Annotated in this window: 10 protein-coding genes and 2 pseudogenes; all 12 read left to right on the forward strand. The window is 71.9% G+C overall.

Annotated elements, in window-relative coordinates; all coding sequences use genetic code 11:
- Positions 1-293: pseudogene (locus G6W55_RS35780) on the forward strand (glycosyltransferase family 2 protein); the annotation flags it as partial.
- Between the two features lie 100 nt (positions 294-393).
- The gene (locus G6W55_RS35785; protein WP_175524803.1) at positions 394-1,323 is read left to right on the forward strand and encodes an ABC transporter permease; all 930 of its coding nucleotides are present in this window, start codon (positions 394-396) and stop codon (positions 1,321-1,323) included.
- Positions 1,316-2,104 (forward strand): ABC transporter ATP-binding protein, encoded by a 789-nt coding sequence (locus G6W55_RS35790; RefSeq protein WP_030790832.1) that lies wholly within the window; start codon positions 1,316-1,318, stop codon positions 2,102-2,104. The genes G6W55_RS35785 and G6W55_RS35790 overlap by 8 nt, the downstream gene beginning before the upstream one ends.
- A gap of 349 nt (positions 2,105-2,453) precedes the next feature.
- On the forward strand, positions 2,454-3,356 hold the full coding sequence (hpnC, locus tag G6W55_RS35795; RefSeq protein WP_175524804.1) for a squalene synthase HpnC: 903 nt from the start codon (positions 2,454-2,456) through the stop codon (positions 3,354-3,356).
- Positions 3,353-4,303: a presqualene diphosphate synthase HpnD gene (gene hpnD, locus G6W55_RS35800; protein WP_175524805.1), complete on the forward strand. Its 951-nt coding sequence runs from the start codon at positions 3,353-3,355 to the stop codon at positions 4,301-4,303. Before hpnC ends, hpnD begins: the two co-directional genes overlap by 4 nt.
- Entirely contained in the window at positions 4,303-4,485 is a 183-nt protein-coding gene (locus G6W55_RS39655) for a DUF6380 family protein (RefSeq protein ID WP_354753541.1), read from the forward strand. Before hpnD ends, G6W55_RS39655 begins: the two co-directional genes overlap by 1 nt.
- Positions 4,482-5,894, forward strand: a complete 1,413-nt coding sequence (gene hpnE, locus G6W55_RS35805; protein ID WP_175524806.1) for a hydroxysqualene dehydroxylase HpnE — start codon at positions 4,482-4,484, stop codon at positions 5,892-5,894. Before G6W55_RS39655 ends, hpnE begins: the two co-directional genes overlap by 4 nt.
- A gap of 74 nt (positions 5,895-5,968) precedes the next feature.
- Positions 5,969-7,033 (forward strand): polyprenyl synthetase family protein, encoded by a 1,065-nt coding sequence (locus G6W55_RS35810; protein WP_175524809.1) that lies wholly within the window; start codon positions 5,969-5,971, stop codon positions 7,031-7,033.
- Positions 7,034-7,153: 120 nt separating this feature from the next.
- The gene (gene shc / locus G6W55_RS35815; protein WP_175524807.1) at positions 7,154-9,178 is read left to right on the forward strand and encodes a squalene--hopene cyclase; all 2,025 of its coding nucleotides are present in this window, start codon (positions 7,154-7,156) and stop codon (positions 9,176-9,178) included.
- A complete protein-coding gene (locus G6W55_RS35820) occupies positions 9,178-9,819 on the forward strand; it encodes a 1-hydroxy-2-methyl-2-butenyl 4-diphosphate reductase (protein ID WP_175524808.1) in 642 nt (213 codons plus the stop codon). Before shc ends, G6W55_RS35820 begins: the two co-directional genes overlap by 1 nt.
- A 5-nt stretch (positions 9,820-9,824) precedes the next feature.
- Entirely contained in the window at positions 9,825-10,847 is a 1,023-nt protein-coding gene (gene hpnH / locus G6W55_RS35825; RefSeq protein ID WP_030790811.1) for an adenosyl-hopene transferase HpnH, read from the forward strand.
- A gap of 4 nt (positions 10,848-10,851) precedes the next feature.
- A pseudogene (locus G6W55_RS35830) lies at positions 10,852-11,011 on the forward strand (4-hydroxy-3-methylbut-2-en-1-yl diphosphate synthase); the annotation flags it as partial.

An 11,011-nucleotide genomic window follows, 5' to 3' on the forward strand; every position in this document is an offset into this window, starting at 1 on the left:
ACATGGTCCTCCACCACCCCACGACGGCGCCCTCCCGGCACGCGGTCTACCACCGGATGGTGGCCCGCAACCGGGTCTGGCTGGCCCGCCGCAACCTGCCCGCCCCGCTGGTCCCCGTCTATCTCGGGGTCTGGCTGCTGCTCACCCTGGCCCGGCGCCCCTCGGGGCCGGCGCTGCGGGCGTGGTGGGGCGGCTTCCGGGAAGGCTGGACCACACCCTGCGGTCCCCGCAGGCCCATGAAGTGGCGTACGGTGTGGCGGCTGACCCGACTGGGCCGGCCCCCGGTGATCTGACAAGCTCGTCCCTGAGGGCTCCCCGGGACGTTCGGCGGGCCCCCCGGCTCATGCCAGCCCCGTCAAGGCTGCGCATCGCGAAGACGAAAGTTTCCTACTTGTGAGTGAGACAACGCATGACGGCGGAGTCGCGGTGAGCGCGCCCCCGTCGCCCGACGAGGGCCTGACGGCCGCGGAGCTGGCCGCCAAGTACGGGCTGTCCGTGAGCGGCGCCCGGCCCCGTGTGCGGGAGTACGTCCGCCAGCTCTGGGGACGCCGGCACTTCATCCTGGCGTTCTCCCGGGCCAAGCTGACCGCGCAGTACAGCCAGGCCAAGCTCGGCCAGCTCTGGCAGGTGGCCACGCCCCTGCTGAACGCGTTCGTGTACTTCATGATCTTCGGCGTGCTGCTCAACGCCAGCCGCGGGATGTCCAAGGACGTGTACATCCCGTTCCTGGTCACGGGTGTCTTCGTGTTCACCTTCACCCAGAGTTCGGTGATGAGCGGGGTCCGGGCGATCTCCGGCAACCTCGGCCTGGTCCGCGCCCTGCACTTCCCGCGCGCCTCGCTGCCGATCTCCTTCGCGCTCCAGCAGCTCCAGCAGCTCCTGTACTCGATGATCGTGCTGTTCCTGGTCGTCATCGGCTTCGGCAGCTACCCGGACGCCTCCTGGCTGCTGATCGTCCCCGTCCTCGCGCTCCAGTTCTGCTTCAACACCGGTCTGGCGCTGGTGTTCGCGCGGGCCGGCGCGAAGACCCCGGACCTCGCGCAGCTCATGCCGTTCGTGATGCGGACCTGGATGTACGCGTCCGGCGTGATGTTCTCCATCCCGGTCTTCCTCGCGGACAAGCCGGCGTGGGTGGGGAACGTCCTCCAGTGGAACCCGGCCGCCATCTACATGGACCTGATGCGCTACGCGCTCATCGAGGAGTACGGCTCCAAGAACCTCCCGGACCACGTCTGGGCGGTCGCGGTCGGCTGGGCCCTGCTGTTCGCCGTCGGCGGCTTCCTGTACTTCTGGAAGGCGGAGGAGAGGTACGGCCGTGGCTGAGCAGCTTCCGGGACAGCGCGTCCCCACCGTCATCGCCGACGACGTGCACATCGTGTACCGGGTCAACGGCGCCAGGACCGGCAAGGGCAGCGCCACCGCGGCCCTCAGCCGGATCGTCAAGCGCGGCTCGGGCGACGAGGCGCGCGGGGTGCGCAAGGTGCACGCGGTGCGCGGCGTCTCCTTCGTCGCCTACCGGGGCGAGGCCATCGGTCTGATCGGCTCCAACGGCTCCGGCAAGTCCACCCTGCTGCGCGCGATCGCCGGTCTGCTGCCGCCGGAGAGCGGCCGGGTCTACACCGACGGCCAGCCCTCGCTGCTGGGCGTCAACGCGGCCCTGATGAACGACCTGACCGGCGAGCGCAACGTCATCCTCGGCGGGCTCGCCATGGGCATGACCCGCGAGCAGGTCAAGGAGCGCTACCAGCAGATCGTCGACTTCTCGGGCATCAACGAGAAGGGCGACTTCATCACCCTGCCGATGCGCACCTACTCCTCCGGCATGGCGGCCCGGCTGCGGTTCTCCATCGCCGCCGCCAAGGACCACGACGTCCTGATGATCGACGAGGCCCTCGCCACCGGCGACCGCAAGTTCCAGAAGCGCTCCGAGGAACGCATCAGGGAGCTGCGCAAGCAGGCGGGCACGGTGTTTCTGGTCAGTCACAGCAACAAGTCGATCCGCGACACCTGTGACCGCGTGCTGTGGCTGGAACGCGGCGAACTGCGCCTCGACGGCCCCACCGAAGAGGTCCTCAAGGAGTACGAGAAGTTCACCGGCAAGTAGGCGGCGACATGCGCGGGCCCTGCCGGAACTGTCCGGCGGGGCCCGGCGTCTGCAAAGGAAACGTCAACTCCGGCCGCGCTTCGGAATCTTGGCGCCAATTGGTGTGTTCTTGTGATGCGCGGGACACCCCCACGAACCATGTTGCGTTGTACAACGTAAGCTGTACAGGTCCCGAATCACGTCAAGTAGGGCGATAATGCGCGACACCTTCCGCCGGGACGGCCGGGCGGGCGTGTCCGAAATAGTGTGTCTTGGGTCGGCGGTGTAGAACGGGAGATGTGACGGCAATGGCTACGGAAACTCCCCAGCTCAACGCAGCGTGCGCCGTCCCTGCCCCGGGCAGTCCCCGGTGACGGCGCCCGCCGCCCCCCGCACCGGCGACCCGGAGCGCGGCACCCTCGCCAAGGCCGCCGACGAGAACTTCCCCGTCGCGCCCTTCTTCCTGCCCAGGGCCTGGCGCGACGACCTCATGGCGGTCTACGGCTTCGCCCGGCTGGTCGACGACATCGGTGACGGCGACCTCGCCCCCGGCGGCGCCGACGCCCGGCTGCTCGGCGTCGCCCCCGCCGACGCCGACGACCGGACGGTCCTGCTGGACGCCTTCGAGGCCGATCTGCTCCGGGTCTTCGACGGCGAGCCCCGCCACCCCCTGCTGCGCCGGCTGCGGCCGACGGTCCGCCGCCGCTCCCTCGACCCCGGTCCGTTCCTGGACCTGATCGCCGCCAACCGCCAGGACCAGCTCGTCACCCGCTACGAGACCTACGACGACCTCGCCGCCTACTGCGCGCTGTCCGCCAACCCGGTCGGCCGGCTGGTCCTCGCCGTGACCGGCACCGCCACCCCCGAGCGGGTCCGCCGCTCCGACGCGGTCTGCACCGCCCTCCAGATCGTCGAACACCTCCAGGACGTGTCCGAGGACCTCGGCCGTGACCGCGTCTACCTGCCCGCCGAGGACATGAAACGTTTCCACGTCGGCGAGTCCGACCTCGCGGCGGACAGCGCCGGCGCATCGGTGCGCGCGCTGGTCGCGTACGAGGCGCAACGCGCCGGCGGCCTTCTGAATGAAGGCGCCCCCCTCGTGGGTAGCGTCCACGGCAGGCTGCGACTGCTGCTCGCGGGGTTCGTGGCGGGGGGACGGGCGGCGATCCACGCGATCGCCGCCGCCGGATTCGACGTACTTCCCGGCCCGCCCAAGCCCGGCAAGCTCCGGTTGCTGCGTGAGGTGGGCGTGACCCTGCGAGGAGAGGGGTGATCCGGACCGTGGAGCCGTCACCGCACGTGTCCGCGCCGGTACTCGCCGCCTACAGCTACTGCGAGGCCGTCACCGGGCAGCAGGCCCGGAACTTCGCGTACGGCATCAGGCTGCTGCCCACACCGAAGCGCCGCGCGATGTCCGCGCTGTACGCGTTCTCGCGCCGTGTCGACGACATCGGCGACGGCGCCCTGGCCGACGAGGTCAAGATCGCGCGCCTGGAGGACACCCGCGCCCTGCTCACCCGGGTCCGCGAGGGCGAGGTCGACGAGGACGACACCGACCCGGTGGCCGTCGCCCTCGCCCACACCGCCCGCGCCTTCCCGGTGCCGCTCGGCGGCCTGGACGAGCTGATCGACGGCGTGCTGATGGACGTACGCGGCGAGACCTACGAGACCTGGGACGACCTGAAGGCGTACTGCCGCTGTGTGGCGGGCGCCATCGGACGCCTCTCGCTCGGCGTCTTCGGCACCGAACCCGGCGCGCGCGGCGCCGAGCGCGCCCCCGAGTACGCCGACACGCTGGGGCTCGCGCTCCAGCTCACCAACATCCTCCGCGACGTCCGCGAGGACGCGACCGGCGGGCGCACCTATCTGCCCGCCGACGACCTCGCCAAGTTCGGCTGCTCGGCCGGGTTCGACGGGCCGAAGCCGCCGGAGGGCTCCGACTTCGCGGGTCTCGTGCACTTCGAGGTGCGCCGGGCCCGCACCCTCTTCGCCGAGGGCTACCGGCTGCTGCCCATGCTCGACCGGCGCAGCGGCGCCTGTGTCGCCGCCATGGCCGGCATCTACCGCCGCCTTCTGGACCGTATCGAGCGTGACCCCGAGGCCGTCCTGCGCGGCCGGGTCTCGCTGCCCGGCCCGGAGAAGGCGTACGTCGCCGTGCGCGGCCTGTCGGGCCTGGACGCCCGGCACGCCTCCCGGCGGACCGTCAGGAGGCACGCCTGATGGACGCCACGGGAGACAAAGCCGTACCGGCCGGCCGGGCCGGACGAACCGGCGGGAAGCGGCACGCAACCCTCCGGACCGGCACGGCGTCCCTGACTGCGACGGTCGGCCGTGCAGCCTTCAATCATCACGGCCGGCCCGCGCATCGTTTGGGACCGGACACGGGGGAGGGGACGCCATGAGCCACGCGCCGCTCCCGGACGCCCCCCAGCGGGCGGGCCGCACCGCCGTGGTCGTCGGCGGCGGGCTCGCCGGTGCCACCGCCGCGCTCGCGCTCGCCGACGCCGGTGTGCGCGTCACCCTGCTCGAAGGCCGGCCCCGGCTCGGCGGCCTCGCCTTCTCCTTCCAGCGAGGCGAGCTGACCGTCGACAACGGCCAGCACGTCTATCTGCGCTGCTGCACCGCCTACCGCTGGTTCCTCGACCGCATCGAGGGCAGCGCGCTGGCCCCCCTGCAACCCCGGCTCGACGTGCCCGTCGTCGACGTGGACCGCCCCGAGGGACGGCGGCTCGGCCGGCTGCGGCGCGACCCGCTGCCCGTCCCCCTGCACCTGGGGCGCGGCCTCGCGACCTACCCGCATCTCTCCCTCGCCGACCGCGCACGGGTGGGCCGCGCCGCGCTCGCCCTCAAGGCGCTCGACCTCACCGACCCGGCCCTCGACGACCAGGACTTCGGGAGCTGGCTGACCGCGCACGGCCAGTCGGCACGCGCCGTCGAGGCCCTGTGGGACCTGGTCGGGGTGGCCACCCTCAACGCCGTCGCCGGCGACTCCTCGCTGGCGCTCGCCGCCATGGTGTTCAAGACCGGTCTGCTCTCCGACCCCGGCGCCGCCGACATCGGCTGGGCGCACGTGCCCCTCGGCGAACTGCACGACCGCCTGGCCCGCAAGGCGCTCGACTCCGCGGGCGTACGCACCGAGACCCGCACCCGCGTCACCTCCCTCTCCCGCACCGACAACGGCTGCTGGAACGTTCAGGTTCCCGGCGAGACGCTCACCGCCGACGCCGTCGTCCTCGCCGTACCCCAGCGCGAGACGTACGACCTGCTGCCCGCCGGGGCCCTCGACGCCCCCGAACGGCTGCTGGACATCGGCACCGCCCCGATCCTCAACGTCCACGTCGTCTACGACCGCCCGGTGCTGCGCGCGCCCTTCCTCGCCGCGCTCGGCACCCCCGTGCAGTGGGTCTTCGACCGCACCGCCGCCTCCGGACTGCGCGAGGGCCAGTACCTCGCCGTGTCGCAGTCGGCCGCCCAGGACGAGATCGACCTGCCCGTCGCCGACCTGCGCGCCCGCTATCTGCCCGAACTGCGCAAGCTGGTGCCGGGCACCCGCGACGCCGAGGTGCGGGACTTCTTCGTGACCCGGGAGCGCACCGCGACGTTCGCCCCCACCCCCGGCGTCGGACGGCTGCGGCCCGGCGCCCGCACCCGAGCCCCCGGCCTGTACCTGGCCGGTGCGTGGACCGCCACAGGGTGGCCCGCGACCATGGAGAGTGCGGTCCGCAGCGGCGTGAGCGCGGCCGACGCCGCCCTGAACGCCCTCGGCCGGCCCCGACCTACCCACCTCTTCGCTGTCGAGGAGGCGGCCTGATGCTCGATCAGCACGGCTCGGCACACCCCCGCACCCCCTCCGGTACCGCTACAAGAGGAGAAACTGTGCCCACTGTGCCACCGGCCTCGCCGGCCGCTCGCAGGACCGCGGTGGACGTCGCCGCGCTCCTGGAGCGCGGCCGCACCCTGGCCACTCCGGTGCTCCGGGCGGCCGTCGACCGGCTCGCGCCGCCCATGGACACGGTCGCCGCCTACCACTTCGGCTGGATCGACGCCCAGGGCAGGCCCACCGACGGCGACGGCGGCAAGGCCGTACGGCCCGCGCTCGCCGTGCTCTCCGCCGAGGTCACCGGCGCCGCCCCCGAGACCGGGGTGCCCGGCGCGGTCGCCGTCGAACTGGTCCACAACTTCTCCCTGCTGCACGACGACCTGATGGACGGCGACGAACAGCGCCGCCACCGCGACACCGTCTGGAAGGTGCACGGCCCCGCCCAGGCCATCCTGGTCGGCGACGCCCTGTTCGCCCTCGCCAACGAGGTGCTGCTGGAACTCGGCACCGTCGAGGCCGGCCGCGCCACCCGCCGGCTGACCACCGCCAGCCGCGCCCTGATCGACGGCCAGGCCCAGGACATCTCCTACGAGCACCGCGACCGCGTCAGCGTCGAGGAGTGCCTGGAGATGGAGGGCAACAAGACCGGCGCCCTGCTGGCCTGCGCCAGCTCCATCGGCGCCGTGCTCGGCGGCGCCGACGACCGCACCGCCGACGCCCTGGAGCGCTACGGCTACCACCTCGGCCTGGCCTTCCAGGCCGTCGACGACCTCCTCGGCATCTGGGGCGACCCGGAGGCCACCGGGAAGCAGACCTGGAGCGATCTGCGCCAGCGCAAGAAGTCCCTGCCGGTGGTGGCCGCGCTCGCGGCGGACGGCCCCGCCTCCGAACGGCTCGGCGAGATCCTCGCGGCCGACGCCAAGAGCAGCGACTTCGCGACCTTCTCCGAGGAGGAGTTCGCGGCCCGCGCCGCGCTCATCGAGGAGGCCGGCGGCCGTGAGTGGACCGCCGACGAGGCCCGCCGCCAGCACACCGTCGCCCTCGAGGCCCTGAACGCCGTGGACATGCCCGAGCAGGTGCGGGACCGGTTCACGGCGCTCGCCGACTTCGTCGTCGTACGAAAGAGATGATCACTATCGGTCGAATAGTCCTCGCGTAGTCGCCGGCCGGTGCAGCGAGGCGAGAGGCGCACCGGCCGACGGCGGACCCACAGCAGAGTCACCACATGCACACTGCACGAAGGGGAAGCCATGACAGCGACGACCGACGGAAGCACCGGGGCTGCCCTGCCGCCCCGCGCTGCCGCGGCCACCGACACCGACATCACCATCCCCGTGGCGGCCGGGGGACAAGAAGCCGCCGTACGCGCGGTCCAGCGTGCCACCGCCCATCTGCTCGCCCGTCAGGACGCCGAGGGCTGGTGGAAGGGCGACCTGGAGACCAACGTCACCATGGACGCCGAGGACCTGCTGCTCCGCCAGTTCCTCGGCATCCGTGACGACGCCACGACACAGGCCACCGCGCTCTTCGTCCGCGGCCGGCAGCGGGAGGACGGCACCTGGGCCACCTTCCACGGCGGACCGCCGGACCTCTCCGCCACCGTCGAGGCGTACGTCGCGCTGCGCCTGGCCGGCGACGCCCCCGAGGCCCCCCACATGGCCCTGGCCGCCGCCTGGATCCGCGACCGGGGCGGCATCGCCGCCGCCCGTGTCTTCACCCGGATCTGGCTGGCCCTGTTCGGCTGGTGGAAGTGGGAGGACCTTCCCGAACTCCCGCCGGAACTCCTGTACTTCCCCAAGTGGTTCCCGCTCAGCATCTACAACTTCGGCTGCTGGGCCCGGCAGACGATCGTCCCGCTCACCGTCGTCTCGGCCAAGCGCCCGGTACGCCCGGCGCCCTTCCCGCTGGACGAGCTGCACACCGACCCCGACCTGCCCAACCCGCCCCGCCCGCTGGCCCCGTTGCACACCTGGGACGGTCTCTTCCAGCGGCTCGACAAGGTCGTGCGCGGCTATCGCACGGTCGCGGTGCGCCGGCTGCGCGGGGCCGCCCTGAACTCCGCCGCCCGCTGGATCGTGGAGCGGCAGGAGAACGACGGCGCCTGGGGCGGCATCCAGCCGCCCGCCGTGTACTCGATCATCGCCCTGCATCTGCTCGGCTACGACCTCGCCCACCCCGTGATGCGCGCGGGACTGGAGTCCCTCGACCGGTACGCCGTATGGCGCGAGGATGGCTCCCGGATGATCGAGGCGTGCCAGTCCCCGGTGTGGGACACCTGTCTCGCGACCATCGCGCTGGCCGACGCCGGGGTGCCCGCCGACCATCCCCAACTGGTCAAGGCCGCCGACTGGATGCTCGGCGAGCAGATCGTACGGCCCGGCGACTGGTCGGTGCGCAGGCCCCAACTGCCCCCGGGCGGCTGGGCGTTCGAGTTCCACAACGACAACTACCCCGACATCGACGACACCGCCGAGGTCGTCCTCGCGCTGCGCCGTGTCGCCCACCACGACCCGCAGCGTACGGAGAAGGCCATCGCACGCGGTGTGCGCTGGAACCTCGGCATGCAGTCCAGGAACGGCGGTTGGGGCGCCTTCGACGTCGACAACACCAGCCGGTTCCCCAACCGGCTGCCGTTCTGCGACTTCGGCGAGGTCATCGACCCGCCGTCGGCGGACGTCACCGCGCACGTCGTGGAGATGCTCGCCGTCGAGGGACTCTCCCACGATCCGCGTACCCGGCGCGGCATCGCCTGGCTGCTGGCCGAACAGGAGCCGGACGGCTCGTGGTTCGGCCGCTGGGGCGTCAACTACGTCTACGGCACCGGGTCGGTGGTGCCCGCGCTGACGGCCGCCGGACTGCCCGCCCGGCATCCCGCGATCCGCCGGGCGGTCGGCTGGCTGGAGCGGGTGCAGAACGACGACGGCGGCTGGGGCGAGGACCTGCGCTCCTACCAGGACCCCGCCCGCTGGAGCGCCCGCGGCGCCTCCACCGCCTCCCAGACCGCCTGGGCGCTGATGGCGCTCCTCGCGGCCGGGGAGAAGGACTCCAAGGCCGTCGAACGCGGCGTCGCCTGGCTGGTGGAGACCCAGCGCGAGGACGGCTCCTGGGACGAGCCGTGCTTCACCGGCACCGGCTTCCCCTGGGACTTCTCGATCAACTACCACCTCTACCGGCAGGTCTTCCCGCTCACCGCGCTCGGCCGGTACGTCCACGGCGAACCCTTCGCCGACAGGCCCGCCACCGGGGCGGCTCCCGCCGAGGCCGAGGGGGGCTGATGGCCAGACCGCCCGTTCCGGCACCGCTGCTGATCGCCTGCGCGCTCGGCATCGAGCACCTCGCGCTGCGCATGGGCGACCGCGGCGAGGCCGCCGGGCCCGTCACCGTCCTGCGCTCCGGCATGGGGCCGAAGGCGGCCGAGCGCTCCGTCACCCGGGTCCTCGCCGACCCGGTGCTCGGCGGCGCCGCCGTGCTGGCCACGGGCTTCTGCGCCGGACTCGCCCCCGGCATGCACCCCGGCGATCTGGTGGTCGCCGAGGAGACCCGCGACCCACGGGGCACCGTCCCGTGCGTCGGCACCGAACTGCTCGTCAAGGAACTCGTGCGCACGCTTCCCGGGCGCACCGTCCACACCGGCCCCGTCACCGGCTCCGACCACGTCGTCCGCGGCCATGAGCGGGCCGACCTGCTCGCGAAGGGCGCGATCGCGGTCGACATGGAGTCGGCGGCCACCCTGCTGAGCGCCGTCCGCACCGGCGAGCGCCCGGTTGCGGCCGTCCGGGTGGTCGTGGACGCTCCTGAACATGAACTCGTCCGGATCGGCACGGTCCGCGGTGGAATATCGGCTTTCCGTGTCCTTCGTTCCGTACTGCCCGCGTTTTTCGAATGGCATCGTAATGTGCTGCTCCCCCGGAGGTGAGCCGAATGGCCATGCCACTGCGCCAGTCCATCAAGGTCGCTACATACCTCGCCGAACAGAAGCTGCGCAAGCGGGACAAGTTCCCGCTGATCGTTGAGCTGGAGCCGCTCTTCGCCTGCAACCTCAAGTGCGAGGGCTGCGGGAAGATCCAGCACCCGGCGGGCGTCCTCAAACAGCGTATGCCGGTCGCCCAGGCCGTCGGCGCGGTGCTGGAGTCGGGTGCGCCGATGGTGTCCATCGCGGGCGGCGAGCCCCTGATGCACCCTCAGATCGACGAGATCGTACGGCAGTTGGTGGCCAAGAGGAAGTACGTCTTCCTCTGCACCAACGCCATGCTGCTGCGCAAGAAGATGGACAAGTTCACGCCCTCGCCCTACTTCGCCTTCGCCGTGCACATCGACGGACTGCGCGAACGGCACGACGAGTCCGTGGCCAAGGAGGGCGTGTTCGACGAGGCGGTGGCCGCCATCAAGGAGGCCAAGCGGCGCGGCTTCCGCGTCACCACCAACTCCACCTTCTTCAACACCGACACCCCGCAGACCATCATCGAGGTCCTCAACTTCCTCAACGACGACCTCAAGGTGGACGAGATGATGATCTCGCCCGCCTACGCCTACGAGAAGGCGCCCGACCAGGAGCACTTCCTGGGCGTGGAGCAGACCCGCGAGCTGTTCAAGAAGGCGTTCTCGGGCGGCAACCGCAGGAAGTGGCGCCTCAACCACTCCCCGCTCTTCCTGGACTTCCTGGAGGGCAAGGTCGACTTCCCCTGCACCGCGTGGGCGATCCCCAACTACTCGCTCTTCGGCTGGCAGCGCCCCTGCTATCTGATGAGCGACGGGTACGTGCCGACCTACCGCGAGCTGATCGAGGAGACCGACTGGGACAAGTACGGCCGCGGCAAGGACCCGCGCTGCGCCAACTGCATGGCGCACTGCGGCTACGAGCCGACCGCCGTCCTCGCCACCATGGGCTCGCTCAAGGAGTCGCTGCGCGCCATGCGCGAGACGGTCTCCGGGAACCGGGAGTGAGGCCGTGACCGCAGTCTCCCTCGGCCTGCCGGAGGTACCGGCCCGGCCGGTCGCCGAGCGCCGCAGGAGCCGGCAGATCCAGGTCGGCTCCGTCGCGGTCGGCGGCGGGGCCCCGGTCTCCGTGCAGTCCATGACCACGACCCGTACGTCCGACATCGGCTCGA

The organism is Streptomyces sp. CAI-85 (assembly GCF_013363615.1).
GTDB lineage: Bacteria > Actinomycetota > Actinomycetes > Streptomycetales > Streptomycetaceae > Streptomyces > Streptomyces antibioticus_B.